Origin of the sequence: Oricola indica (assembly GCF_019966595.1) — a bacterium.
GTDB lineage: Bacteria > Pseudomonadota > Alphaproteobacteria > Rhizobiales > Rhizobiaceae > Oricola > Oricola indica.
Map to the genome: position 1 here is coordinate 27847 of NZ_JAINFJ010000007.1, position 24597 is coordinate 52443.

Below are 24597 nucleotides of genomic sequence, written 5' to 3' on the forward strand. Positions count from 1 at the left end.
ATGAAAATCAGGTGGCCGGCAGCGCGGCGCAGTCGCGTGGACGCAGCCGCAGGGAGACGGGCGCGCCTTCGTCGAAGGGGTGCTCGTCAATCATGTTGATGGCCTGAAGCTGACGGTCGCCGGCACGCACGAAATAGCGCACTGCCTGCCCCTGGTAATCGACGGCTTCGACCGTCCCATCGACCGCCACGGTTCCGTCGGCAGGCTCATCGCGGTTGGTCAGGAGCAGTTTTTCCGCGCGCAGCACCATCTTCGCCGGACCTTCGGATGCGACATCGGCCGCCTTCCTGCCGGGCACGGCAACACGGCCGAACACGTCGACATCGAGCATCAGGTCGTCGCCCTCACGGCCGAGCACCGTTGCGTCCATGATGTTGGATGCGCCGAGGAAATTGGCCACGAACTCGCTCGCAGGCGTGTTGTAGACTTCTTCTGGCGGTCCGACCTGCTCGACGCGGCCAGCCGACATGACGACGATCCGGTCGGACATCGCCAAGGCTTCGGATTGGTCGTGCGTCACGAAGATGGTCGTCACTCCGATCCTTTCCTGGATTCGTTTCAGTTCCACGCGCATGTCCTCACGCAGATTGGCATCGAGCGCCGAAAGCGGTTCGTCCAGAAGCAGGACATCCGGCTCGATCACGATGGCACGGGCAAGCGCGATACGCTGTTGCTGGCCGCCGGACAACTGTTTTGGATAGCGGTCGCCGACGGACGGCAACTGAACGAGTTCGAGCGCATCCTGGACGCGTTTTCTCGCATCCTCTTTTGCCACGCCGCGATACTTCAAACCGAAGGCGACATTCTCGGCGATCGTCTTGTGCGGGAACAGTGCGTAATTCTGAAACACGAGCCCGAGATTTCGCTTGTGGATCGGCACGTCGTTCACCCGACGATCCTTGATGCGGATTTCGCCTTTGGACGGGTCGAGCAGCCCCGCGACCATCCGCAGCGTGGTCGTCTTGCCGCAGCCGGACGGGCCGAGCAGCGTGACGAAGCTCCCGTCGGGGATTTCGAGCGACGTCTTGTAGACGGCCGTGAAGTCGCCGAAGTGTTTCTCGATGTCAGTCAGGATAACAGAACTCACAGGCTCTTCTCCGGTCGCGGCTTGAGGCTCCCCGCCGCGCGAGGCGGCGGGGAGTGCGTTTAACGAGGGATCAGTATCCCTTCTGGACCCGGCCGAACATTTTCGACCAATCGGCCTCGTGGCCGTTCCAGTATTCGGGATCGGCAAAGGTCAGCCCGGACAGTGTGCCGGTCGGATCGAATGCCGGCAGCGTCGGGATCTTGTCGCCGAGATCGACCTTTGTCGGGTCGAGTGCGGGCGGATAATTCTGGCCTTCCGCGACGGCGATGGACGTCTCCGGCGCCAGCATGAAGTTCAGCAGTTCCTCGCAGGCTTCCATCGGCGAGCCCTTGATGACGAACAGGCACTCCTGCCAGCCGAAGCCGTTGGGAGGATCCATGTAGCCGATGTCGTGGCCCTGCTCCTGCAGCGCGTAGATACGTCCGGACCAGCCTTCGGTGACGTAGATTTCCTCCTCGGCGAGAAGGCTCATCAATTCGGCGCCCGAGGTCCAGTATTTCAGGGCCAGATCGCGGTGCGCCCGGACGGCATCCCACATCGCATCGACATCGGTCGCGCCATTCGGATCCTGCCCGGTCTGCAGCGCCGCGTACCACATGCGGGTGCGCCAGTCGGCCCAGCCGCCGATCTTTCCCTTGTAGGCATCGTCGATCAGGATCTTCGCGCCCTTTTCCTTCATCTCCTCGTCAGAGATGTGCTTGCGATTGTAGGCGAGGCCCGTCGTACCGTAGTCATAGGGCACACAGGACAGCTTTCCGTCGGTGATCTTGCGGAACACGTCATTCAGTTTCGGGATGACGTATTGCAGGTTCGGGATATTGTCTTCGTTGAGCTCCGACGTCAGCCCCAGACCGTGATACCGCGCATAGTCGAACACGCCCGAGAGGTGGGCGATGTTGTATTCGCCGGGCTGGCTCGCCTTGACGCGGGAGAGATACTCGTCGCCGCCGCCGAACGTTCCGTCGACCACGGTGACACCGGTCTTCTCCGTGAACGGGTCGAAGGCATATTCGCGGAACGCTTCGGAAACGACGCCGCCCCAGCCGTCGAAGCGCACTTCCTTGACGTCCTGGGCGTGGGCGAATTTCGCGAAGGGCGTCTGCACCCCGTATGCGAGACCGGCCGCGCCGATCAGGCCCAGGAACTTGCGCCGCTCCATGTCGCCATTCCTGTAGCGCTCGAGCAGCCTTCCGTATCGCTTGGTGTTGTCCATCGTGATCTCCTTCAAGAACCTGTTTGGCGGGAGCGGTTATCCGCCGCTTTTTCGGGCGAGTTGTCGGGCAATCGCGGCTCCCAGAAGCGGCAGCCCGACAGTAAGCACGATCATCACCGTGCCGAGCGCGTTGATCTCCGGCGAGATCGAATTGCGCAGCATGGCAAAAATCTGGGTGGGAACGGTCTCCACGCCGCCCGGCTTCCAGAAAAGGGTGCCGGTGATGTCGTCGAAACTTATGGTGAATGCGAACAGCCCGCCCGCCAGCACGGCCGGCAGCATCAGGGGCAGCGTCACCTCGAAAAAGGTCTGGACCGGGCTCGCACCGAGACTCAACGCCGCTTCCTCGATGTCGCGCCGGATGGCGACCAAACGCGCCTGAACGACGAGGACAACGAAGGGCAAGGTGAAGATCACGTGGCCGAAAAGCAGCAGCGCGAAGCTCTTGTTGATCGACATGAAATTGAGAAAGAGCAGCAGCGCCACGGCCAGAACGACCTCCGGGACGAGGATCGGCGCAATCAGCAAGGTCGAGATCAGGTTGGAGCCCGGCACCCGGTAACGGACGAGCGCTAGGCTCGCCAGCACGCCGAGCGTGGTCGAGATCAGAGCCGTGAGCGCACCGAGGATCATCGAGGTCCGAAATGCCCGCAGGATCGCCTCGTTCTGCGCAAGCTCCACGAACCAGCGTATCGAAAAGCCGGTCATCGGAAAGGAACCGAACTGGCTCGCATTGAAGCTCAGCAGGACCACGACGGCGACCGGCAGGAACATGAAGAGATAGACGAGCAGCGTCCAGAAACGGATGAGTTGCCAACCCATTAGCCGAGCCCCTTCATCAATTGCGCCATGCCGAGATAGCGGTTGTAGATGAGCACCAGGGCACCGAGGACGGCCAGCAGCATGAGCGACAGCGCCGAGCCAAGCGGCCAGTTGAGCTGCGTGATGATTGCCTCGAAAACCAGATTGGCGAACATAGCGTCCGTCGGTCCGCCGAGTACGAGCGGCGTGATATAGGTGCCGGCTCCGAGCACGAAGCAAAGAAGGCCGCCTGCCGCGAGGCCGGGCAGCGACAGCGGCAAAGTCACCTCGGTGAAGGCCTGCCACCGGGTGGCGCCCAGAGAATTGGCCGCATCCTCCAGCGTCTCGTCGATCCCGTCGAGGCTGACGAAGACGTTGAGAATCATGAAGGGTAGCAGGAAGTGGACGAGGCCGAGAATGACCGTCGTCTCGTTATAGAGCATCTGGATCGGCTCATCGATGATTCCGACCCCGATCAGGACCGAATTCAGGGCGCCCGAGACGCCGAGAATGTTGATCCAGCTCATCGTCCGGATGATGTAGCTGATCCAGAAGGGCAACATCAGGAGCAGCAGCAGGATCGCCTTGTTGCCGCGCGAGCGTGCGATGAAATAGGCGGCCGGATATCCCATCAGCGCGCAGACGATCGTGGTGATCCCCGCGATCTTGAGCGTGTTGAGGAGGATATCGCGATAGAACGAGTCCGTGAGGGCTTCCTGCCAGTTATCGAGAAAGAAGCCGGCCTGGTCGGCCCCGGTCGCGGTGCGAAGCCAGAACGAATACACGACTATGAAGCCGAGCGGCACGAAGAGCAGCAGAATGATCGCCGTCAGAGCCGGCGACAGCAATATCCAGGGTTGACGCGCCTCGCGGCTTTCGACCGACATTCAGGGTCCTCGGCTTTCGCGGAAGCCTTGACATTGAAGCGCAGGAGACCATCAATCAAATAGATAATCGCAATTATCATTATAGGTTTGATCTATGATGGACGCCATCGCTCCTTCCCGCCCCGCGGAACGCCTCGTCCGCGATCTCGACTGGAACCTCCTGCGAACCTTCGTCGTTCTGGCGGAATCGCGCTCCGTCACGGAGGCCGCAGGAAAGCTGCGGCTGGCCCAACCCTCGGTTTCCACCGCGCTCAAGCGTCTCGAAACCAATATCGGAAAGAAACTGATCGAACGGTCGCCCGGCCGCTTCAAGCTCACCCGCGCCGGCGAGTTGCTTTACCGTGAAGCCATCGACATCCAGGGCGCGATCTTCCGCCTGTCGACGCTGATGCGCGACGTCACCGACGAGGTGCAGGGCCATGTGAAGATCGCGGTTGCGAGCCACGTCATCTGCCCGGTCTTCGACGAGGCGCTGGCGCATTTCCACGCCAAGCATCCCAAGGCGACGCTTTCGATCGACGTCGATACCAGCCGCGAGGCGATCGCCGCGGTGACCGCACGCAGCGCCACTTTCGCCATCTGCCTCGTCCGCGAGCGCAATCCGAAGCTCGAATATCGCCGCCTCTATCGCGAGTTTTTCGGGCTGTTCTGCGGGCCGCCGCATCCGCTTTTCGGGCGCAAGGGCCTGACACAAGCCGATCTCTCGGGGCATGCGTCGGTATCCTTCGAGACAGATCGGCTGCACGATGTGCTGAAACCCGTCACCCTCATGCGGGCCGAAGCCGACCTCGGCGACCGCATTGTCGGCACGTCGAGCCACCTCGAAGAGGTCCGCCGCATGATCATTGCGGGTCTCGGCATCGGCCCCCTCCCCGTTCACGTCGCCCAGCGCGACGTCGCCGCCGGGCAGCTGTGGCATCTGCCGCCCTACGACAAGATGCCGGAAATCGACGTGCATGTGGTCTGGAACCCGCAAGCCAATCTCAATCGCGCCGAGCAATCCCTGCTGGAGGAATTGCTGGAGCGTATCGAGACGATCCCGATCGAGGAGCGCACGTACCTCTGAGCGGCGCAAAGGCGTCGCCTTTCCACGTCCGATTGTCCGCATGCGATTGCGCGGTATCGCAGCGCTGCCTAATGCTGGAAGCATTCATCCGCGATTCCCCTCAAGCGCCCCGGCGGCGACCGAGTTTTCATGCCCAGCAAACACGCCGTTCTCAAAGACGTCTTCGGTTTCGATACCTTCCGTCCCGGACAGGAGGAAATCGTCAACTGTCTGCTCGAGGACCGCAATGTGCTCGCGGTCATGCCGACCGGTGCAGGCAAGTCCCTCACCTATCAGGTGCCGGCGCTGGTCAAGGGTGGACTGACCGTGGTCGTCTCCCCGCTCGTCGCACTCATGCAGGATCAGGTCGCGGCGCTGAAACTTGCCGGGGTCGCGGCGGAGTCGATCAACTCCGCTGCCAGCCGCGACGACAACGTCGCGATCTGGCGCCGCGTCGCGTCAGGCCAGGTCCGTATCCTGTACATGGCGCCGGAGCGGCTGATGACGGATCGCATGATCGCCGCGCTGCAAAAGATCGGGGTCACGCTTTTCGCCATCGACGAAGCGCATTGCATTTCACAATGGGGCGCATCCTTCCGGCCGGAATACGACATGCTGCAAAACCTGCGCACCGCCTTTCCGGGGGTCCCGATCGGGGCCGTGACCGCGACTGCCGACGAGGCAACCCGCCGCGACATCGCAGAGAAGCTCTTTGCCGGAAACGCGGCGCAGTTTGTCGCCGGTTTCGACCGGCCCAATATCAGCCTCGCCGTCGAGCCAAAAGCCAATATGAAGAAGCAGTTGCTGGCTTTTCTTGACGGCCGCAGCCAGCAGAGCGGTATCGTCTACGCCCTGTCGCGCAAGAGCAGCGAGGAACTGGCTACATTCCTTTGCGAAAACGGCTACCGCGCGGTGCCCTACCATGCCGGCCTTTCCTCCGAACAACGCGCGGAGACGCAAAACCTTTTCATGACGGAAAGCGGCGTGATCGTGTGCGCGACCATCGCCTTCGGAATGGGTATCGACAAGCCGGATGTGCGCTTCGTTTTCCATGCGGATCTACCCGGCTCGCTCGACGCCTATTACCAGGAGATCGGACGTGCGGGCCGTGACGGCGATCCAGCGGATGCGCACATGGTGTTCGGCCTGCAGGACATCACCATGCGCCGCCGCTTCATCGACGACGAGAACGGGAGCGATGAAAGGCTCCGGCGCGAGCACAAACGCCTCGATGCGCTGGTGGCCTATTGCGAGGCGCCGACCTGTCGCCGCCAGAGCCTTCTTTCCTATTTCGGCGAGGAATCGGAGCCCTGCGGCAATTGCGATGTCTGCCTCAACCCGGTCGAGACCGTCGATGGCGCGGAAGATGCGCGCAAGATCCTGTTTGCCGCGCAAATGACCGGCGAACGATTCGGCGCGACCCACCTGGTCGACCTCCTTCTGGGCAAGGCCAATGAGAAGGCGCAGGCGCAGGGCCATACTGAGCTTTCGGTATTCGCGGCGGGACGCAACCATCCCCGACCGGTCTGGCAATCCCTGATCCGGCAACTCGTCGGCGGCGGGTTCCTGACCCTCGATGTCGCGGGCTATGGCGGTCTTTCGATCGCGCCAAAGGGGCATGCGCTGCTGAACGGCGAAGCCGAATTCCGCTACCGGCCCGACATGATCCGCAGCGCAAAGAGCAAGTCGAGGGCCAGTGTCGCCGCGGAGATGGATGCCGACGTCCCGCAGCCCCTCCTGCAGCGCCTGAAAGCCCGCCGCACCGATCTCGCGCGCGAGCGCTCGGTCCCCGCCTACGTCATCTTTCCCGACAAGACACTGATCGAAATGGCGAAATCCCAGCCTGCCGACCGCCGCGACTTTGCACGACTGCATGGTGTCGGCGAAGCCAAGCTCGAGCGTTTCGCGGATGCGTTCCTGGACGAGATCAGGCTCTATGCACAGGAAGGCTGAGGTGTCGCGCTACCCGACGGGAACGACATCGACCGCCTGGGAACTCGTATGCGCCCCGGCGGATCGCGTCACGCCTCTGACGGGCGCAACATCGAAGTAGTCGCGGGCGCGCGCGATGACGATATGGTCCTCTCCGGCCAAGGCTGCATTGGTCGGATCGAACTCGATCCACCCCATTTCTTCCCCGCACCACGCCCGAACCCAGGCGTGCATCGCGTCGGCGCCCTCCAGCCTGGGTTTCCCCTCGGGCGGGATCGTCCGCAGGAAACCGCTGACATAGCCGGCCGGAATACCGATGCCGCGCAGGCAGGAAATCATGATGTGGGTAAAATCCTGACAGACACCGTGCCGGCGCTCGAAGGCTTCCAGCATCGGCGTTTCGACGGTCGTCGCCTCCGGATCGAACTTCATGTCGCGGTGCAGCGCGAGATTGATCGCGCTCACCGTCTCCAGCGTGCTTGCATTGCCGACGATTACACTTCGCGCATAGTCCGTCGTCCGGCTGTCGATCGGAACCCGGGTGGAAGATCCCGTGAAGTGATGCGGAGACGCCGCATCGACACCTCTGTAGGCGGCAAGATCCTCCGCCAGTCCGGAAAGCGTCGGTGACATGTCGAATTGCGGGCCACGCGCGATGCGATCGACCCGCGCCTGCGCTTCGAAGGAGAGCACCTCATGTGGGCTGTCGAAGGCGAGCTCGGTGAAACGGTTGCCGAAAAAGTCGATACGGTCGACCCATTCCTGCGGACGGGGCTTGACCGTCATCGTGCCGGCGATCGCACGCTGTTCGCCGGGCAGGTCCGCTGGCATGAGCCGCACCAGATGACGGCCCGCATCGGCGAGATCGGGATAGGTGTATTCGATTTTCAGCGAGATGTCGTAACGCATCGGCTCGGCCTAGCGGAAATAGGTGCGGCTGAGTTCTCCGGAAATGGCGCCCAGATCGGCACCGACTTCCAGGAGAGCCTCGGTGTCGAGCGTATCGGCCGCATGGGTTGCCAGCGCCGCATGGGTCTTGAGCAGAACCCGCTGAAGCTCGTTGGACGGCCGGTGCTGCTCCGCGCCGGGAAGATAGCCGAAATGTTCCCGCATCTTGTCCAGTTGATGCACGATGGATCGCGGGTTGAGCGGATCGAGCGCCAGAAGGTCGATCACCGTCTCGCGGTTGGTCGCGACCGCGTAGCGCCGGCGGTGCGACATGGCGCTGTCGCCGACCTCGATGGCGAGATCGAAACCGCCTTCCGGCGCTTCGATGTCGGCATATCGGGCAAGGAGGTAGGTCATCGCGATGGCACGCTCGAGCGAACGGCCGATACTCAGGAAACGCCATCCGGTAAACCGGTACATGTTTTCGTGCACGAGGCCGGAGAAGCCGGACAGTTTGCGCAGCAGGATACCCATTGCCCGAGCGGTGTCGTCGCCGGGCATCGCGGTTACGGCCATCCTGTCTATCGTCCGGTCGATATCCGAAAGCGCGAGCCAGCCATCGACCGAGAACCGGTCCCGCACATGGCCGGCGGATGTCGTGGCCGAAGCGATTGCCGTCTGTATGCCTTCCTCGAGACCGTCTTCCGGATCGACGCCGGTCGAGATCATGTATTCGGCCAGATCCTTCAACAGGGGTGTATCCGGAAAGGCCGTTTCCGCAAGGCGGACATGATAGCCGCGCATCAGACGGATCATCGTCTCGGCGCGCTCCACATAACGGCCGAGCCAGAAAAGATTGTCGGCGGCCCTGCTCGGCAGGATGCCGGGCTGGTTGCGCACGAAAGGCGCGACCGGCTGGGCCAGCATCGTATCCTTGTCGACAGGCGATTTCCTGACGACCCAGACATCGGCAACCGAACCGCCGCGCTGCATCGCCAATTGTGGCGTGTCGCCCGACCGGCCGATTCGCGCGAAACCGCCCGGCATGACCCGCCAGCCTTCCGCGGTCCGGGCAAGAAACACGCGCAGGCTCATCGGCCTCGGCGCGAGACCGCCATCGACGAAAGCCGGAGCGGTGGACAGGGTGACGGTCTCCTGACCGACGAGATTGCCTGCCTCCTGATCGATCCAGCCATCGACCGTCTCCCGCATCTCGCTGGTGAAAACCCCGCCGACCGCCGAGATGTCGTCGAGTTCGAACGGCAGTCTTGTCGTGTAGGCATCGCCGATCGTCATGCGTGTGGCATTCGCCTTGACATGCTCGCGTTCGGCCTGCTGTCCGCACCACCATGTCGCGATATTGGGAAGCTTCAGCGGTTCGCCCGTCAGCGCCTCGCAGATGCGCGGAACAAACGCGAGGAACGCGCGGGTTTCGAGAACACCCGAGCCAAGCGCGTTGATCATCGTAATCGAGCCGTTCCGGATCGTACCGAGAAGACCGGGCGTGCCCAGCCTCGACGCTTCATTGAGTTCGAGCGGGTCGGCCCACTGCGCATCGAGACGCCGCCATAAAACGCTGATCGGCGACAGCCCCGCGACGGTGCGCACCATCAGCTTGCCGTTATGGACCGTCAGATCCTCGCCCTCCAAGAGCATGAAGCCGAGATAGCGCGCGATATAGGCGTGCTCGAAATAGGTATCGTTCAAAAGGCCGGGCGTCAGGATACCGACCCGGCTCGCATCGTCTTCACGCAGGCCCAGCAGCGTATCCCGAAAATCGCGGAAGAAACCGGCCAACCGCTCGACATTGGTGCGGCCATAGATATCGGAATAGATGCGCGAGGTGGCGATCCGGTTTTCCAGCGCGAAGCCGGCACCCGAGGGAGCCTGGGTTCGGTCTCCAAGCACCCACCAGTTACCTCCGGGTCCGCGTCCGATATCGAACGCGACGAAATGAAGGAAATGGCCGGAGCGCGGCGTCACCCCGACAAGCGGACGCAGCCACTCGCGATTGTCGGCGATCAGCGGCGCGGGCAGGTAACCGTCCCGGACCAGCTCGTTGGGGCCATAGAGATCCGCCAGGATTCGTTCCAGCAAATCCGCGCGCTGGACGAGGCCGGCGCCGATGGCGGTCCATTCGTCCTCGTCGATGAGGAGCGGCATGTGGCTGAGCGGCCAGTCGCGCTCGGAGGTGTCCTGCGGGCCGTAGTGGCGATAGAACACGCCGGAATCGCGCAGGTGCTGATCGCCTCGCGCCATGCGGGCGGAGAGTTCTTCGGGCGTCATCTCCGAAAGTGACCGGATCAGGTCGCCCCAAACCGGACGAATCCGGCCATCCGCGGCGACCAATTCATCGGGCACGTCATCGATCCGCCGATAACCGGCGAGCAGCCTCTCGACGGAATTGTCAGGCGCGCGATCGCCGCGAATGTTCATGTCTTCAAATACCTGGCGACCGTCTCAGGTCGAGCGTCATCGGAAACTCGCGATGCGGCGCTTCCGGCGGCGGCACATACGCGCCCGGAGTATGGCCATTGGCCTCGAAGCGCGCAAGCCGTCTGGCTTCCGCCTCGTTCGCGTTGACCGGGAAGGTCTCGTAATTGCGCCCGCCGGGATGAATGACATGGTAGATGCAACCGCCGAGCGCCCGACCGGTCCAGGTGTCGAAGATATCGAAGGTCAAAGGCGCATCCACCGGCAGCACAGGGTGAAGTGCGGCTGAAGGCTGCCATGCCTTGAAGCGAACCGCCCCGACCGACATGCCACCCGTGCCGGTCTTCTGGAGCGGAATCCGCCGCTTGTTGCAGGTGACGAGATAGCGTTCCGGGTCGGTCGTGACGAGCTTTACCTGAAGGCGCTCCGTCGAACTGTCCGTATAGCGCACGGTGCCGCCGATCGCACCGGTTTCGCCCAGCACGTGCCAGGGCTCGAGCGCCTGCCGGATTTCCAGGTGGACATCCTCGTAATCGACCGCACCGCAGAAGGGGAAGCGGAATTCCGCCTGCGCCTCGAACCATTCCGGCCGCAGGTCGAACCCGTGCTCGCGCAGATCGCGCAGGACATCGAGGAAGTCCTGCCAGACGAAATGCGGCAGCATGAAACGGTCGTGCAGAACCGTTCCCCAGCGCGTCAGGTCGCCGCCGACCGGGCTGTGCCAGAACCGCGCCACCAGGGCACGGATCAGAACCTGCTGGGCAAGGCTCATGCGCGCATTGGGCGGCATCTCGAAGCCGCGGAACTCGATCAGGCCGAGCCGGCCCGTGGGACCGTCGGGCGAATAGAGCTTGTCGATGCAGATTTCGGCGCGATGGGTGTTGCCGGTCACGTCGGTGAGCATGTTTCGCAACAGGCGGTCCGTGAGCCATGGAAGCGGCGGCTCGCCCGCGCCCGGATGCGGAATCTGCGCCAGCGCGATTTCGAGCTCGTACAGACTGTCGTGGCGCGCCTCGTCGATGCGCGGCGCCTGGCTGGTCGGTCCGATGAACAGGCCGGAAAACAGATAGGACATGCTCGGATGGCGCTGCCAGTGCAGAATCAGGCTGCGCAGGAGATCCGGCCGGCGCAGGAACGGACTGTCCATCGTCGTCGCACCGCCGACGACGACGTGGTTGCCGCCGCCCGTGCCGGTGTGCTTGCCGTCGATCATGAATTTGTCTGCGCCGAGGCGTGTCTGGCGCGCCTCCTCGTAGATCGCCTCCGTCGTCGCCACACATTCCTCCCAGCTTGACGCGGGATGGATGTTGACCTCGATCACGCCGGGATCGGGCGCGACGCGGATAACATTCATGCGCGGATCGGTCGGCGGCGCATAGCCCTCGATATGCACCTGCAGATCGAGCTTCGCGGCTGCCGCCTCCGCTGCGGCCACCAGTTCCAGATAGTCCTCGATGCGCTCCACGGGCGGCATGAAAACGCAAAGCCTTCCGTCGCGCGGTTCGACCGAGAGCGCCGTACGCACCGCGCCGCCCAATTCGCCGAGTTCCTGCTCGACAACGTCCTGGACCCGGCCGCCGGCCGTAAACGAGGCAACAGGCTGGGCATGGCCACCCTGTTCGGCGGCAATAGCGTCAGAAGCCTGAAAGTCGGGCAGCGGGCCGCGAGGCTCCGTCGGGTCGGCAATATTGACGTATGGGTATTGAGACGGCGGGACATAGGGCAGCGAGCCGAGCGGCAGACGATAGCCGACCGGGCTGTCGCCCGGGACGAGATAGACATTGCCGCGCCGCGTTTTCCATTTTTCCGAACGCCAGCGCACGCCGGAACCGGTCGCCTTGGCCTGCCAGCGCTGGATCGGTAACACGAAACCGGATGGTTCCGTCAGACCGCGCTCGAACACCGTCGTCATGCGGTGTCGCTCCTCCGGGTCCTCAAGCTTGGAATTCTGCGGCGTCACGTTTTCCGGAAGATTGCCTTCCTTGAGAATCCATTCCGCCGGATCCTCATAGGCCGGAACCACGAATTCGCTCTCGACGCCGAGTTCTTCCGCAATCGTGGCGAGCAGCTTCTCCGCCTTCTCCTTGTCGGCTCCGGCATCTTCGCCTTCGGGCGCGATCAGCGCGGTATCCTGCCAGATCGGCTTTCCGTCTCGACGCCAGTAGAGCGAGAACGTCCATCGTGGCAGGGTCTCGCCCGGATACCACTTGCCCTGCCCGTAATGAAGAAAGCCTCCCGGCGCGAAACGCTCGCGAAGCCGGCGGATCAGCTTGTCGGCAAGGGCGCGTTTCTGCGGACCGACGGCATCGATGTTCCATTCTTCGGATTCGAAATCGTCGATGGAGACGAAGGTCGGTTCCCCGCCCATCGTCAACCGGACATCGCCTGTGGCGAGCGAGGCATCGACCTTGCGCCCGAGCTCATCGAGCGCAGCCCACGACTCGTCGGAGAACGGCTTGGTGATGCGCGGGTGCTCTGCCGTACGCCGAACCTTCATGTCGAAGGCGAAATCGACATTGGCGAAGCTCGCCGCACCGGAAATCGGCGCCGCGTTGCGGAAATGCGGGGTCGCCGCCAGCGGTATGTGGCTTTCGCCGGTGAGCAAGCCTGACGTCGGGTCGAGCCCGATCCAGCCTGCGCCGGGCAGATAGACCTCGGCCCAGGCGTGAAGATCCGTGAAATCGTGATCGGTTCCGGGTGGTCCGTCGAGCGACACGAGGTCCGGCTTCAACTGTATCAGGTAACCGGAAACGAAACGCGCCGCGAGCCCGAGATTGCGGAGAATCTGCACCAGCAGCCAGGACGTGTCGCGACACGAGCCCTTGCCGATCTGTAGCGTCTCTTCAGGCGTCTGAACACCGGGCTCCATGCGGATGACGTAGTCGATTTCCTGCGACAGGCGGGCATTGAGATTGACGATCATGTCGACCGTCCGCTGTTGCGACCGGTCGATCGTGGCGAGGAGCTCGGTCAGCAACGGACCGGCGGGCTCCGGCGTCTTGTAGATGACGAGATCGGGACCGAGATCGGCATCATACTCGAACGGGTATTCCTCCGCCTTTTCCTCGACGAAGAAATCGAACGGGTTGTAGACCGTCATGTCGGCGACGAGATCGACCTCGATCTTCAGTTCCGTCACCGGTTTCGGAAAGACGAACCGCGCCAGCCAGTTGCCGTAGGGATCCTGCTGGTGATTCACGAAATGCTCGGATGGCGAGACCTTCAGCGAATGCGAGATCACCCGCGTGCGGCTGTGAGGCGCCGGCCGGAGCCGAATGATCTGCGGTCCGAGCGACACGGGTCGATCATAGCGGTAATGCGTCAGATGGTAGATGGCGGCCTTGATCGACATTTATCCAGCTTTTCCGTTGGTTATCGGGTCAGGTTTCCACAAATCGCCGCATCGCACAAATCGATTCGAAGAAAACGGCATAACGACCTCCCGGGAAGACCAGCGAGGCGTCGATGGACCGGTGCAGGTGCCATCCGGTCCAATCCGGGATCTGTTCGACAGCAGATTAGTTGGTGGGCCCGGAGGGACTCGAACCCCCAACCAAGCGGTTATGAGCCGCCGGCTCTAACCAATTGAGCTACAGGCCCCACCCGCGATCTGCCTAGCCGAAACGTTGCGGCTCCACAAGCCGTTACGTCCCTGTTGCCTGAGCGCCTTATTGGCGGCGCAATGACGTGGCACCGGCGGCATCGAAGGGTCACATGACGGGAACACCACAATGAACATCGCACGCAATGCCATCGCCTCCGCCCTATTCCTGGCTACTCCGCTTGCCGCCTCTCCGGCGCTTGCGCAACAGGCCGATCAAACACCGCGGATCGTCGTCACCGGCGAAGGCACAGCATCGGTTGCGCCCGACATGGCGGTCTTGTCGCTGACTGTCCTGCGCGATGGAAAGAGCGCCCGCGAGGCGCTCGACGCGAATTCGGCGGCAATGGCCGAAGTGCTGGCCGCGATGAAGGCGGAGGGCATTGCCGAGCGCGATCTGCAGACCGCCAATTTCTCCATCGAACCGCAATATTACTATCCGCCGCGCAAGGAAGGCAGCGATCCCGAGCAGCCGCGCATCACCGGCTATATCGTGCGCAACTCGCTGACAGTGCGGCTGCGCGACCTCGACAAGCTTGGGGCCGTGCTGGACAAATCGGTGACCCTCGGCGTCAATCAGGGCGGCAACATCGCCTTCACCAATGACGACCCGTCATCGACGGTGACCGAAGCCCGGATCGCGGCAATGAAGGATGCGAAGGCAAAGGCCGAGACGCTGACGCAGGCCGCCGGGATCGGCCTCGGCAAGGTGCTTGAAATCTCGGAAAATTCCGGCGGGCGCATGCCGGAACCGCTTGCGAAGGTGCGCTCGGCCATGGTCGAAGCGTCGGCCGATGTTCCCGTCGCGGCAGGCGAGAACAACTACACGGTTTCAGTCACCGTCACGTTCGGCCTGGACCAATAGGAAACGACCTCGTCACTGGCCGGACAAGTCCGGCCAGATGGCATCTGCCTAGCGCAGGTCGCGCATCCAGTATTCCATGGGTTTCTCGGTCTCGACCGTCTCGCCTACGTCCTTCCAGCCATAGGAGGTCGAAAGACCTTCCACACGCTCGTAGCCACGATTGCGCCAGAACCCGTCGAGCGGAACATGGTCCGTCGGGCGCATCGGGTGATCGGTCGGGCGTATGACAGCGGAGAAAATGCACTTCGAAAAGCCCTGCCGGCGCGCCTCCGCCTCGCGTTCCTCGAAGAAACGGATGCCGACGCCCTGACCGCGATAGCCGGGCAGCAGGACGGATTCGCCGAAGTAAAAGAATGCGTCCGGGTCGAGGCCGAGCTTTGCGAAAGGCCCCGCGAACTCCTCCTTGTGCTCGGAAAGAGGCGAAGCCGTCGCCATGCCGACAAGCTTCGCACCGTGGAAAGCCCCGCAAACGAAAGCCCCCGGAGCATCGACATAGGTCTCCAGATAGCGTCGTTCGTAGTCCATGTCGCCGTCATAGAGATAGGGCCATGCGCGGAACACCGCGATTCGCAGCCGCGCCATGTCCTCGAAGCGATCCCCGATCTCCTCTCGGGTCAGCGGACGGACTTTGGCGGCCATCAGTCCGCCTTCGAGACCTGCGCAGTCCAGTCGGTCAGGTTGTAATAGGTCGTCACGCGGCTGATCAGCCCGTCGTCGATCTCGAAAAAGATGCCGGCCGGCAGTGTATAGCTCTGGCCGTTCGCAGGCGGCAGGCCGTCGGCCGTCGAAAGGTATTTTCCGTGCACGGTGAATTCGGCGGCGGCACGCACGCCACCCTCGCCCACCATGATGGCGATATCGGTCAGGCGTTCCTCGTAATGGCGAGACATCTCGGCATTGAACCAGCGGAATTTTTCCTTACCGATCTCCCGACCGCCCTGATTGATGTCATGGGCGACATCGTCGTGCAGGCAGGCAAGCATGGCGTCTGAATCGCTGGCATTGAACGCGGCGAGATAGCGCTCGATCAGGGCTTTGGCATCGGCTTCAGACATGGTCGTTCCTCTCAAATAATCCGGTCGGATCAAAACGCCGGTGCGCCGGCGCGGTTCCGTCCTACATCCCTTCCTCGACCATGTGGTCGAGATATTCGCCCTCATGCGCCATATCCTGCTCGAAGGCGGTGACGCGATCGCGCATCGACATGGACGCCGTATGCACCGATGCCGGGTCCCCCGTCAGGAGCGGATGCCAGTCGTAAAGCGGCCTGCCTTCGGCGAGCAGTCTGTAGGCGCATGTCTGGGGCAGCCATGGGATGGTACGCACGTTTTGCGGCGTCAGCCCCACGCAATCGGGCACTTCCACCAACCGGTTCGCGTAGTCGGTGCAGCGGCACTTTTCAGCATCGAAAAGACGGCAGGCGACGGTGGTGTAATAGATCTCATCGGTATCGTCGTCGATCAGCTTCGACATGCAGCACTTGCCGCAGCCGTCGCACAGCGCTTCCCACTCGGCGGGGGTCATCGCCTCGAGGGGAACGGTTTCCCAGAAACGGTCGCGCATGGGTGCAGCTTCGTCTGTCATTGTCGCGACCAACCATATGCGCAACGCCCTTGCAAGCATGACGGAACAACATTCGGGCCTCGATTATTCCTCCATGAAGCACTAAGCCGAAATCGAGAGGAGACTGCATATGCGCTTCAAGGCAAAAACCGTCATCGTCACCGGTGCGGCGGGCAATCTCGGCAGCGCCGTCGCGCGTCGCTTCGCCGAGGAAGGCGCGTCTGTCGCCCTGTTCGGCCACAAGCTGGAAAAGGTTCAGGCGGTCGCGGCGGCGCTGGATGGTGACCACGCTGCTTTCGCCGTCGATCTGACCGACCGCGATGCGACAAAGCAGGCCGTCGAGGCCGCAAGCCGGCAATTCGGGCCACCCGCTGTCCTGTGCGCGATCGCGGGCGGTTTCGACATGGGGACTCCGGTGCACGAGGTTCCGGCCGAGAGCTGGCAGAAGATGATGGACCTCAATCTCGGCACGCTTCTTTCGGTGCTCGCCGCCGTCACGCCGGGCATGATCGAACGCGGCAACGGCAAGATCGTCACTGTCGGCGCGAATGGCGCGAAAGCGGGTGGCAAGACCATGGGCCCCTACGCGGCTTCGAAATCCGCCGTGATGCGCGTGACCGAAAGCGCCTCGGCTGAGCTCAAGTCACACGGCATCAATGTCAATTCCGTGCTTCCGTCGATCATCGATACGCCGGAAAACCGCGAAGCCATGCCAAAGGCGGACAGTTCCAAATGGGTTACGCCCGAGAGCCTTGCCGGCGTCATCGCCTTCCTCTGCTCAGACGACGCGAAGGACATCCACGGCGCGCTGCTGCCGGTTACCGGGCTCAGCTAGCGGCCATCCTGCTTGACGCTTCGGCCGAGCCGCGCGAGCGCCTCGCGGAGCCCCTCGTCTTCGATGCTTTCGGTGAGCGCATCGATCCGCTTCTCGTCTGCGGGCGACACGGGCGCCTTCCTGCGGGGCGGCTTTCGGGTCGGCGCGACCGGTTTTTGAACCAGTTGCAGACGCTCGACGGCCTGGAAACCGAAAAACGCGTTCACCCGCTGAATGATTTCACCGGTCTGATGCTGGAGGTGAAGCGCAGACATTCCCTCGGCGGCGACGATCAGCGTCGCGGGCTTGAAGGGATCGTCCTCGGAAGCGCGGCGCGGCCAGTTGATCTTCTGCGGTCTTGTGGTCTCGGCAAGCGATGCAGGCACGATTTCCGGCCATGAAGACAACAATGCCGATGTCATGCCGGCGCGCTTCGCAAGCACCGGATCGAGCACGTCGGAGACCAGCCCCCCGAGTTGTTCCGGGAAGGCCTTTTTCCATGGTCCTGATCGTGATTTCCGTGCCGTCACGCCGAGTTGTCCTCGCTATGTGGCGAAGCGGTGATAATAAACATGCGGGCCGACAAAAAGCGATGCTTGATCTTGATGGTCGGGTTGGCACAAGAACGGGACATGAATGCGGCCCCTTCTCCCGCCATCGCGACGAAATTGCTTGCCTGGTATGATCGCCATGCCCGCGACCTGCCCTGGCGCGTTGGCCCCCTCGATCTCGCCAAAGGCGTTCGGCCCGATCCGTACCGCGTATGGCTCTCGGAAATCATGCTGCAGCAGACGACCGTCGCGGCGGTCAGGGACTATTTCGCGAAATTCACGGCAAAATGGCCGAACGTCGATGCGCTTGCCGCTGCAAGCGAGGACGACATCCTGCGCGCATGGGCGGGGCTCGGTTACTATTCGCGCGCCCGAAACCTCAAGAAATGCGCCGACGCCGTGATGAGCTCGCACGACGGGCGGTTTCCGCAGACGGCTGCGGCTTTGCGCGACCTTCCGGGCATCGGCGACTACACCAGCGCGGCCATAGCGGCCATCGCTTTCGATGAACCCGTCGCCGTGGTCGACGGCAATGTCGAACGCGTGATGACTCGCCTCTTCGCCATCGACACGCCGCTGCCCGAAGCCAAGAAAGGCATCAAGGCGAAGACACAGGCGCTCACGCCTGAACGCCGGCCGGGCGATTTCGCGCAGGCGATGATGGATCTCGGCGCCACACTGTGTACGCCGAAGCGGCCGGCCTGCATGCACTGCCCCTTGCGCGCGGATTGCGCGGCCTTGACGAAAGGCGATCCGGAGCGTTTTCCGGTCAAGCCACCGAAGAAGGCGAAACCGGTGCGAAGAGGCGCCGCATTCGTGCTCACCAATCGGGACGGCGCGATCCTGCTTGAGAAGCGCGGCGACAGCGGCCTGCTCGCCGGCATGACACAGGTGCCGACCACGGAGTGGTCCGCGCGCCGGGATGGAGAAACCGGGACCGGCAGTGCCCCCCTGCCCGGCATTGACTGGATATCCTGCGGCACGATCGTCCATGTCTTCACCCATTTCGAATTGCGCCTCGATGTCTATCGCGGCGAAGGCGAGAAAGCCCCTGCCGCACATCAATGGTGGAGCGCGCCGGACGACATCGCGGGAGAGGCCCTACCAACTGTCATGAAAAAAGTGTTGGGTCTCGCCATCGAGCACGAATCGGAACACGACCTTTCCTGAAACGCCCAGGTTCATTTCATGACCGCTATCCGCCACATTGTTTTCGACATCGGAAAGGTGCTCCTGCACTACGATCCCGAACTGCCCTTCCGGCGTATCATTCCCGATGATCGTCGGCGTGCGTGGTTCCTGGAAGACGTTTGTTCGAATGCCTGGAATGTCGAGCAGGATCGCGGCAGAAGCTGGAGCGAGGCGGAGGACGAACTGATCGCCCACTTCCCGGACGAGGCCGACAATATCCGCGCTTTCCGCCGAAACTGGTCGGAGATGATCCCCTATGCCTATGAGGGGAGCGTCGCGATCCTGCGCGAACACCTGGACGCCGGGCACGACGTGACGATGCTGACCAATTTCGCATCGGACACGTTCCGCGAGGCGCAGGAATTGTATCCGTTTCTCAAGTCCACGCGCGGGGTGACGGTGTCCGGCGACATAAAGCTGATCAAGCCGGATCCGGCGATCTACGCGCACCACACCCGGACATTCGATCTCGACCCGGCGGCAACGCTCTTCATCGACGATTCCGAGAAAAACGTCGTGTCAGCACGCGAATTCGGCTGGCAGGCGATCCATTTCGAGGATCCGGAGCAGTTGCGCGAAGAGCTCGCGGAGTTCGAATTGACCACTTAGGCGCAATCCGCATCCACGCGCGATCGCGATCCTCCTGGTTCAGATGAATGCGCGCGGCGATGCGTTCGAACCTGGAGGACTCCGAAACACATCGCCGCGCAAGCGACCTAGCGGATCAGCCACAGGTCAAGCTCCGGCTGTCCCCATCGACTGGCGCACTTGCTGGCGCAGGGTATCGATGGAAATCAGCGAACCGTTTTCTTCATAGTGCCAGAAGGTCCAGCCATTGCAGGCGTCGAGGCCTTGCACCTTGGCGCCGATGCGATGGATCGACGCCTGGTCGTTGCCATGCGACAGCGAACCGTCGGCCTGGACCGTGGCGGCCCAGCGTCGTTTCTTGTCGGTCAGGGCGGTGCCCGGCTTCAACAATCCGCTGTCGAGCAGGGTAACGAAGGCGACACGCGGCTCGGCGCGTTTCGACGCGACGATCTTCAATGTCTTGAGATCCGCCGGCTCCACCGCCTCGATGCGGGCAGTCGCGGCGTCGATATAGGCCTGTTCGCGTTCCACGCCGATGAAATGACGGCCGAGGCGCTTGGCCACCGCGCCGGTTGTGCCGGAACCGAAGAACGGATCGAGCACCACGTCGCCCGGCTTGGTCGAGGCCATCATGATGCGCGCGAGAAGCGCTTCCGGCTTCTGGGTCGGATGAACCTTGTCGCCATTATCGTCTTTGAGACGCTCGCCGCCATTGCAGATCGGGAAAAGCCAGTCCGAGCGCATCTGAAGGTCGTCATTCGCCGCCTTCAGCGCCTCGTAATTGAATGTATAGCCTTTGGCGTTCTGGTCGCGGGACGCCCAGATCATGGTCTCATGCGCGTTCTGGAACCGGCGGCCGCGGAAGTTCGGCATCGGGTTCGTCTTGCGCCAGATCACGTCGTTGAGAATCCAGAAGCCGATGTCCTGCAGCGTCGTGCCGACGCGGAAAATGTTGTGATACGAGCCGATCACCCAGATCGTGCCGGACGGCTTCAGGACACGGCGAGCGGCAAGCAGCCAGGCGCGGGTAAAGGCGTCATAGGCCTGGAAGGACTCGAACTGGTCCCAGTGATCGTCGACGGCATCAACCTTCGACTGGTCAGGACGATGCAAATCGCCGTCGAGCTGGAGATTGTAGGGCGGGTCCGCGAAGATGACATCCACCGATTTCTCGGGAAGGCTTTCGAGCGCGGTAACGCAGTCACCCTTGATGATGGTGTCGACGACGTCCGGAAGGACGCGCGAAGAGGGGAGCTTGGGAGCCGCGGCGGCGCGGTCCCTGGAAGCAAGGCGAACGACAGACATGTAACACCCGAAATACGCAATACGATACGGGCGCATGGTTACGCAGTGCGGTTAATGACGGGTTAGCGGATTGCGAAGAATTCAAACAAACGCACTGGCCGTCAGCCGCAAAACTCCGGCTTGCCGGTCCAGGGTGAGTCTTTCAGCTTGCTTTCGAAATCGGCATTGATGTCGGCCAGCGTGATCTCACCGAACCGGGCGAGCAGCATCGCCCTCGCATCATCGAGCGTCGCCGCCAGCCGCTCGTTGATGGCCTGCTCGACGAGACAATCGGGCTGATCCTCGGTCGGACCAAAGGCGAAAACCGCGGGATCGCCGAGTGCATGAAAGACATCGGCAAGCGTGATGGCCTCGAGCGGCGCAGCAAGCTCCCAGCCGCCGCCATGCCCCTTTTTGGAGGTCAGGAAACCGGCGTCGCGCAATCCCGCCATCAGCCGGCGCGCTACGACCGGATTGGTTGAAAGGAAAGCCGCAACCGCCTCCGACGTCAGCGGTTCCTCATGTTCGGCCATATGGATCAGCACATGCAGTATGCGCGACAAACGACTGTCTCGTCTCACTCAAATCTCCCGCCAGTTTCCAGGAATTTAGGGCAGTTCGAGCATTTATGCAACTTTTCGTGTTTCATGATATTGACTCCGCTCAATATGAAACATTAAATGTTGCATGAAATTCACAAGGAGAATGGCATGTACGACGTCATCGTTCTCGGCGGCAGCTTCGCCGGCCTGTCCGCAACCATGTATCTCGCCCGATCCCGGCGCCGGGTCCTGCTTGTCGATGCAGGACAGCCGCGCAACCGCTTCACCAACGCCTCGCATGGATTTCTCGGCCAGGACGGAAAGGCGCCCGCGACGATCCGCGAGGCCGGGCGGGCTGAACTGGCCCGTTACGACAATGTCGATTTCCTCGACGGTACAGCCGTCGATGCGATCACCGAAGAGGATGGTTTCACCGTGGTGATGGCTGACGGAAGCGCCGTGCGCGCGAAACGGCTCGTGCTGGCGACCGGCGTGACCGACATCCTGCCGGAGATCGACGGGCTTTCGGAACGCTGGGGCCGCTCGGTCCTGCATTGTCCATTCTGTCACGGTTACGAGTATCGCGACCGCCCGCTCGGCGTACTCGCGACAGGCCCTGCATCGGCGCATCAGGGGGATATGATACCGGACTGGGGTCCGACGACCTATTTCACGCAAGGCCAATTCGAGCCGACACCCGAGGAACAGGCACGCTTCAGCCAGCGTGGCGTGACGATCGAACGCACGCCGATTGTAAAGCTTCTCGGCGACGAGGCTGACCTGGAAGCCGTACGTCTCGCAGACGGGCGGGAACTCCCCCTCGCCGCCCTGTTCACCGCGACGCAGCTGACGATGGCGAGCCCAATCGCCGAAAAGCTGGGCTGCGAGATGGAAGGTGGGCCGCAAGGCCCCATTCTGGTCGTCGACAATCAGAAACAGACAAGCGTGACCGGCGTATTCGCCGCGGGCGACGCGACGATGCCGATGCACAGCGCGTTGCTGGCATCATCCTCGGGGATGATCGCCGGCGTGTGCGCCTATCGATCGCTGGTCGCCTGACCTGTCGCGTCAGGGCGTATCGTAAGGCCCCTCGTCGAAGCCGACGAAGATCTGGAGATTCTGTGATGTCGGTGCGGGAACAGCGACCTGTTCATCCTTGAAGATGAACTGCGTCGCGCCCGCATTCGGCGAAACCGCAACCTGGATCTTGCCCAGTTGCGAGTAAGGCACGTCCTCGCCCTGCCGCACGGCGACGCGTACCGGCAATTCAAGGTTTCCAGCCGTGCCCTTGGGTCCCTCGACGACCCGTCCGGCCGCTGCGATCTGCATGTAGAGCATTCCGCCAGAATACTTGCATGAGCGCGTCACGTCCGTGATGGTCGCCTGATAAATGATCTCGTCGGGATTATCCTGATTGTTGCGCGTATAGGTCCGCAGAATGGCCGTGCCTTCGCGCAGCGTGACGCGCGGGCAATAAGCGCGCAAATCATCAGCCGTCAGTTCCTCGTCCGCCGCGTTGCCGGTCGACTTCTTTCCGAACGCGTCGTTCATGTTCATGGACTGGCAGGAAGCCAAGGTCAGAAGCGCGATGAGAGCGCCGAAACGCAGGGCTTGTTTCGCCTGGACGATACGCATGATGAACCGTTTTCCCCGTAATCCGTTCCCGTATTGCAGCTATTTCCATCACGAAAATGGCGATTCAGCGATGGCGGCGGCACCATCCATAGCTTTGTCCGGTTCGTCAATGGCGGAGGATGTCGCTTCAGCCGGTTCGGGCTTTGGAATTGGCGGGTTTTCGGTTAAGCAGCGCGCGGCATATACATGCGCGGCGCGCAAGGAAGTGAGTGAATACCCGTGAAATACGTCTCTACCCGCGGCCAGGCTCCCGTCCTGGGTTTCTGCGACACCATGCTTGCCGGACTTGCCGGCGATGGCGGCCTTTACGTACCCGAGACATGGCCGCATTTTTCGGCCGCCGACATACGGGCGCTGCGCGGCAAGAGCTACACCGAGATCGCCGTTGCGGTAATGTGGCCGTTCGTCGAAGGCGAGATCGAGCGCGCGACTTTCATGCGGATCATCGAGGAAGCCTATTCGACCTTCCGGCATGAGGCAGTCTGTCCGCTCGTTCAGACGGATGACAACGAGTTCGTGCTGGAACTCTTCCACGGACCGACGCTCGCCTTCAAGGACGTCGCCATGCAACTCATCGGCCGGCTGATGGACCATGTGCTGGCCGAGCGCAACGAGCGGGCGACGATCGTCGGCGCGACGTCGGGCGATACGGGCGGTGCGGCCATCGAGGCCTTTGCCGGACGCGACCGCACCGACATTTTCATCCTGTTTCCGAAGGGGCGCGTTTCGCCTGTTCAGCAGCGCCAGATGACATCGAGCGCGGAAGCGAACGTTCATGCGCTGGCCGTCGAAGGCAATTTCGACGATTGCCAGGGACTGCTGAAGGACATGTTCAATCACGTGGCGTTCCGCGACTCCGTCAAGCTGTCCGGCGTCAATTCGATCAACTGGGCACGCATCATGGCGCAGGTGGTCTACTATTTCACGTCGGCCCTGTCGCTCGGCGCACCCGATCGGCCTGTCTCGTTCACTGTGCCGACGGGAAATTTCGGCGACATCTTCGCGGGCCATGTCGCCCGGCAGATGGGCCTTCCGATCGAAACCCTGGTCATTGCGACGAACGACAACGATATTCTCGCCCGCACGCTGGAGACCGGCATCTACGAAATGCGCGGCGTCGTCGAGACGACTTCGCCCTCAATGGACATCCAGATTTCGTCAAATTTCGAGCGACTGCTTTACGATGCCGGAGGTCGGGACGACGCGGAAGTTCGCAATGCAATGGCAAGCCTCAAGCAGTCGCGCAGCTTCGACCTGCCCCCCCACACGCTGAGCGCGATCCGGTCCGGCTTTGCCGCGGGACGTGCAGACGTGAGTGAGGCCGCCGCCACCATTCGCCAAATACGTGAGAAATCGGGCTATCTGCTCGATCCGCACACCGCATGCGGTGTCCATGTCGCCCGCAGGGTGGCGCGCAGGGCAGCGCCCATGATCGTTCTTTCGACGGCACATCCCGCGAAATTCCCGGCGGCCGTGGAAGAAGCATCCGGCGTCCATCCGGCATTGCCCGAATGGCTGTCCGATCTGATGGAGCGTCACGAAAGTTTCACGGAGCTTCCATCCGATCTCAAAATGATAGAAGATCATATCAAGAGCCACGCCCGCGCGGCCCAGTGACGACGCGGGCGGGAAAAGCGAGGAAGCGTTTGGCCGCCGCGCGGCCCTAGGGAGTATGCA

The 24597-nt window shown here is 62.4% G+C and carries 23 protein-coding genes and 1 tRNA gene; 9 read left to right on the plus strand and 15 right to left on the minus strand.

The window, feature by feature from the left end; translation table 11 throughout:
* Positions 1–7 precede the first annotated feature (7 nt).
* The 4 genes from LC343_RS17010 to LC343_RS17025 all read right to left on the minus strand — a co-directional run bounded on the left by LC343_RS17010 (position 8) and on the right by LC343_RS17025 (position 3988).
* The gene (locus LC343_RS17010) at positions 8–1087 is read right to left on the minus strand and encodes an ABC transporter ATP-binding protein (RefSeq protein WP_223478367.1); all 1080 of its coding nucleotides are present in this window, start codon (positions 1085–1087) and stop codon (positions 8–10) included.
* A gap of 70 nt (positions 1088–1157) precedes the next feature.
* Positions 1158–2300: an extracellular solute-binding protein gene (locus LC343_RS17015; RefSeq protein ID WP_223478368.1), complete on the minus strand. Its 1143-nt coding sequence runs from the start codon at positions 2298–2300 to the stop codon at positions 1158–1160.
* A 36-nt stretch (positions 2301–2336) separates the two neighbouring features.
* Complete coding sequence (locus tag LC343_RS17020) at positions 2337–3122, minus strand: ABC transporter permease (protein ID WP_223478369.1); 786 nt, start codon at positions 3120–3122, stop codon at positions 2337–2339.
* Positions 3122–3988 carry an ABC transporter permease gene (locus LC343_RS17025; RefSeq protein WP_223478370.1) on the minus strand — a complete coding sequence of 289 codons (867 nt, stop codon included), beginning with the start codon at positions 3986–3988 and terminating at the stop codon, positions 3122–3124. The genes LC343_RS17020 and LC343_RS17025 overlap by 1 nt, the downstream gene beginning before the upstream one ends.
* 94 nt (positions 3989–4082) lie before the next feature.
* On the opposite strand from LC343_RS17025, the gene LC343_RS17030 reads away from it, so the two are divergent.
* The gene (locus LC343_RS17030) at positions 4083–5054 is read left to right on the plus strand and encodes a LysR family transcriptional regulator (protein ID WP_223478371.1); all 972 of its coding nucleotides are present in this window, start codon (positions 4083–4085) and stop codon (positions 5052–5054) included.
* A 129-nt stretch (positions 5055–5183) separates the two neighbouring features.
* A complete protein-coding gene (recQ, locus tag LC343_RS17035) occupies positions 5184–6986 on the plus strand; it encodes a DNA helicase RecQ (protein WP_223478372.1) in 1803 nt (600 codons plus the stop codon).
* 9 nt (positions 6987–6995) lie between these two features.
* Here the strand turns inward: recQ and LC343_RS17040 are convergent, their stop codons facing one another.
* The 4 genes from LC343_RS17040 to LC343_RS17055 all read right to left on the minus strand — a co-directional run bounded on the left by LC343_RS17040 (position 6996) and on the right by LC343_RS17055 (position 13886).
* Positions 6996–7874, minus strand: a complete 879-nt coding sequence (locus tag LC343_RS17040; RefSeq protein ID WP_223478373.1) for a transglutaminase family protein — start codon at positions 7872–7874, stop codon at positions 6996–6998.
* Positions 7875–7883: 9 nt separating this feature from the next.
* Entirely contained in the window at positions 7884–10289 is a 2406-nt protein-coding gene (locus LC343_RS17045; protein WP_223478374.1) for a circularly permuted type 2 ATP-grasp protein, read from the minus strand.
* 4 nt (positions 10290–10293) lie between these two features.
* On the minus strand, positions 10294–13638 hold the full coding sequence (locus tag LC343_RS17050) for a transglutaminase family protein (RefSeq protein WP_223478375.1): 3345 nt from the start codon (positions 13636–13638) through the stop codon (positions 10294–10296).
* A 171-nt stretch (positions 13639–13809) separates the two neighbouring features.
* Positions 13810–13886: transfer RNA gene (locus LC343_RS17055), tRNA-Ile, on the minus strand.
* A 131-nt stretch (positions 13887–14017) separates the two neighbouring features.
* Here LC343_RS17055 and LC343_RS17060 point away from each other — a divergent pair.
* Complete coding sequence (locus LC343_RS17060) at positions 14018–14752, plus strand: SIMPL domain-containing protein (RefSeq protein ID WP_223478376.1); 735 nt, start codon at positions 14018–14020, stop codon at positions 14750–14752.
* A gap of 48 nt (positions 14753–14800) precedes the next feature.
* Here LC343_RS17060 and LC343_RS17065 read toward each other — a convergent pair whose 3' ends face one another.
* The 3 genes from LC343_RS17065 to LC343_RS17075 form a co-directional block, all read right to left on the minus strand.
* Positions 14801–15391, minus strand: coding sequence for a GNAT family N-acetyltransferase (locus LC343_RS17065; protein ID WP_223478377.1), 591 nt, complete (start codon positions 15389–15391; stop codon positions 14801–14803).
* Positions 15391–15807, minus strand: a complete 417-nt coding sequence (locus LC343_RS17070; RefSeq protein WP_223478378.1) for a ketosteroid isomerase-related protein — start codon at positions 15805–15807, stop codon at positions 15391–15393. Before LC343_RS17070 ends, LC343_RS17065 begins: the two co-directional genes overlap by 1 nt.
* Before the next feature lie 61 nt (positions 15808–15868).
* The gene (locus LC343_RS17075) at positions 15869–16315 is read right to left on the minus strand and encodes a YcgN family cysteine cluster protein (RefSeq protein ID WP_223478539.1); all 447 of its coding nucleotides are present in this window, start codon (positions 16313–16315) and stop codon (positions 15869–15871) included.
* Between the two features lie 130 nt (positions 16316–16445).
* Between LC343_RS17075 and LC343_RS17080 the strand changes: the two genes are divergently transcribed.
* Complete coding sequence (locus LC343_RS17080; RefSeq protein WP_223478379.1) at positions 16446–17150, plus strand: SDR family oxidoreductase; 705 nt, start codon at positions 16446–16448, stop codon at positions 17148–17150.
* On the opposite strand, the gene LC343_RS17085 is transcribed toward LC343_RS17080, so the two are convergent.
* Complete coding sequence (locus tag LC343_RS17085; RefSeq protein WP_338018596.1) at positions 17147–17659, minus strand: DUF721 domain-containing protein; 513 nt, start codon at positions 17657–17659, stop codon at positions 17147–17149. The two genes, LC343_RS17080 and LC343_RS17085, sit on opposite strands and share 4 nt — an antisense overlap.
* Positions 17660–17761: 102 nt before the next feature.
* Here LC343_RS17085 and mutY point away from each other — a divergent pair, with 102 nt between their 5' ends.
* Positions 17762–18850 carry an A/G-specific adenine glycosylase gene (mutY, locus tag LC343_RS17090; RefSeq protein WP_223478380.1) on the plus strand — a complete coding sequence of 363 codons (1089 nt, stop codon included), beginning with the start codon at positions 17762–17764 and terminating at the stop codon, positions 18848–18850.
* A gap of 18 nt (positions 18851–18868) precedes the next feature.
* The gene (locus LC343_RS17095) at positions 18869–19480 is read left to right on the plus strand and encodes an HAD family hydrolase (protein WP_223478381.1); all 612 of its coding nucleotides are present in this window, start codon (positions 18869–18871) and stop codon (positions 19478–19480) included.
* Between the two features lie 126 nt (positions 19481–19606).
* On the opposite strand, the gene LC343_RS17100 is transcribed toward LC343_RS17095, so the two are convergent.
* Together LC343_RS17100 and LC343_RS17105 are read right to left on the minus strand one after the other, a co-directional pair.
* Positions 19607–20764 (minus strand): site-specific DNA-methyltransferase, encoded by a 1158-nt coding sequence (locus tag LC343_RS17100; protein ID WP_223478382.1) that lies wholly within the window; start codon positions 20762–20764, stop codon positions 19607–19609.
* Between the two features lie 101 nt (positions 20765–20865).
* On the minus strand, positions 20866–21324 hold the full coding sequence (locus LC343_RS17105) for an Rrf2 family transcriptional regulator (protein ID WP_223478383.1): 459 nt from the start codon (positions 21322–21324) through the stop codon (positions 20866–20868).
* Positions 21325–21453: 129 nt separating this feature from the next.
* On the opposite strand from LC343_RS17105, the gene LC343_RS17110 reads away from it, so the two are divergent.
* On the plus strand, positions 21454–22344 hold the full coding sequence (locus tag LC343_RS17110) for an NAD(P)/FAD-dependent oxidoreductase (RefSeq protein ID WP_223478384.1): 891 nt from the start codon (positions 21454–21456) through the stop codon (positions 22342–22344).
* 9 nt (positions 22345–22353) lie between these two features.
* Here the strand turns inward: LC343_RS17110 and LC343_RS17115 are convergent, their stop codons facing one another.
* Positions 22354–22920, minus strand: a complete 567-nt coding sequence (locus tag LC343_RS17115) for a hypothetical protein (RefSeq protein ID WP_223478385.1) — start codon at positions 22918–22920, stop codon at positions 22354–22356.
* Between LC343_RS17115 and LC343_RS17120 the strand changes: the two genes are divergently transcribed.
* Together LC343_RS17120 and thrC are read left to right on the plus strand one after the other, a co-directional pair.
* Complete coding sequence (locus LC343_RS17120; protein WP_223478386.1) at positions 22919–23143, plus strand: hypothetical protein; 225 nt, start codon at positions 22919–22921, stop codon at positions 23141–23143. The two genes, LC343_RS17115 and LC343_RS17120, sit on opposite strands and share 2 nt — an antisense overlap.
* On the plus strand, positions 23140–24537 hold the full coding sequence (thrC, locus tag LC343_RS17125) for a threonine synthase (RefSeq protein WP_223478387.1): 1398 nt from the start codon (positions 23140–23142) through the stop codon (positions 24535–24537). Before LC343_RS17120 ends, thrC begins: the two co-directional genes overlap by 4 nt.
* The last annotated feature ends 60 nt before the right edge of the window (positions 24538–24597 follow it).

Excerpts from the sequence above, each read along its gene's own strand:
- LC343_RS17080 (WP_223478379.1), top strand. The coding sequence starts at position 16,446 with ATGCGCTTCAAGGCAAAAACCGTCATCGTCACCGGTGCGGCGGGCAAT.
- LC343_RS17050 (WP_223478375.1), bottom strand. The coding sequence starts at position 13,638 with ATGTCGATCAAGGCCGCCATCTACCATCTGACGCATTACCGCTATGAT.
- LC343_RS17045 (WP_223478374.1), bottom strand. The coding sequence starts at position 10,289 with ATGAACATTCGCGGCGATCGCGCGCCTGACAATTCCGTCGAGAGGCTG.
- LC343_RS17110 (WP_223478384.1), top strand. The coding sequence starts at position 21,454 with ATGTACGACGTCATCGTTCTCGGCGGCAGCTTCGCCGGCCTGTCCGCA.
- LC343_RS17075 (WP_223478539.1), bottom strand. The coding sequence starts at position 16,315 with ATGCGCGACCGTTTCTGGGAAACCGTTCCCCTCGAGGCGATGACCCCC.
- mutY (WP_223478380.1), top strand. The coding sequence starts at position 17,762 with ATGAATGCGGCCCCTTCTCCCGCCATCGCGACGAAATTGCTTGCCTGG.
- LC343_RS17015 (WP_223478368.1), bottom strand. The coding sequence starts at position 2,300 with ATGGACAACACCAAGCGATACGGAAGGCTGCTCGAGCGCTACAGGAAT.
- LC343_RS17025 (WP_223478370.1), bottom strand. The coding sequence starts at position 3,988 with ATGTCGGTCGAAAGCCGCGAGGCGCGTCAACCCTGGATATTGCTGTCG.
- LC343_RS17060 (WP_223478376.1), top strand. The coding sequence starts at position 14,018 with ATGAACATCGCACGCAATGCCATCGCCTCCGCCCTATTCCTGGCTACT.
- LC343_RS17120 (WP_223478386.1), top strand. The coding sequence starts at position 22,919 with ATGATGAACCGTTTTCCCCGTAATCCGTTCCCGTATTGCAGCTATTTC.
- recQ (WP_223478372.1), top strand. The coding sequence starts at position 5,184 with ATGCCCAGCAAACACGCCGTTCTCAAAGACGTCTTCGGTTTCGATACC.
- LC343_RS17065 (WP_223478377.1), bottom strand. The coding sequence starts at position 15,391 with ATGGCCGCCAAAGTCCGTCCGCTGACCCGAGAGGAGATCGGGGATCGC.
- LC343_RS17020 (WP_223478369.1), bottom strand. The coding sequence starts at position 3,122 with ATGGGTTGGCAACTCATCCGTTTCTGGACGCTGCTCGTCTATCTCTTC.
- LC343_RS17040 (WP_223478373.1), bottom strand. The coding sequence starts at position 7,874 with ATGCGTTACGACATCTCGCTGAAAATCGAATACACCTATCCCGATCTC.
- LC343_RS17095 (WP_223478381.1), top strand. The coding sequence starts at position 18,869 with ATGACCGCTATCCGCCACATTGTTTTCGACATCGGAAAGGTGCTCCTG.
- LC343_RS17030 (WP_223478371.1), top strand. The coding sequence starts at position 4,083 with ATGATGGACGCCATCGCTCCTTCCCGCCCCGCGGAACGCCTCGTCCGC.
- LC343_RS17070 (WP_223478378.1), bottom strand. The coding sequence starts at position 15,807 with ATGTCTGAAGCCGATGCCAAAGCCCTGATCGAGCGCTATCTCGCCGCG.
- LC343_RS17115 (WP_223478385.1), bottom strand. The coding sequence starts at position 22,920 with ATGCGTATCGTCCAGGCGAAACAAGCCCTGCGTTTCGGCGCTCTCATC.
- LC343_RS17100 (WP_223478382.1), bottom strand. The coding sequence starts at position 20,764 with ATGTCTGTCGTTCGCCTTGCTTCCAGGGACCGCGCCGCCGCGGCTCCC.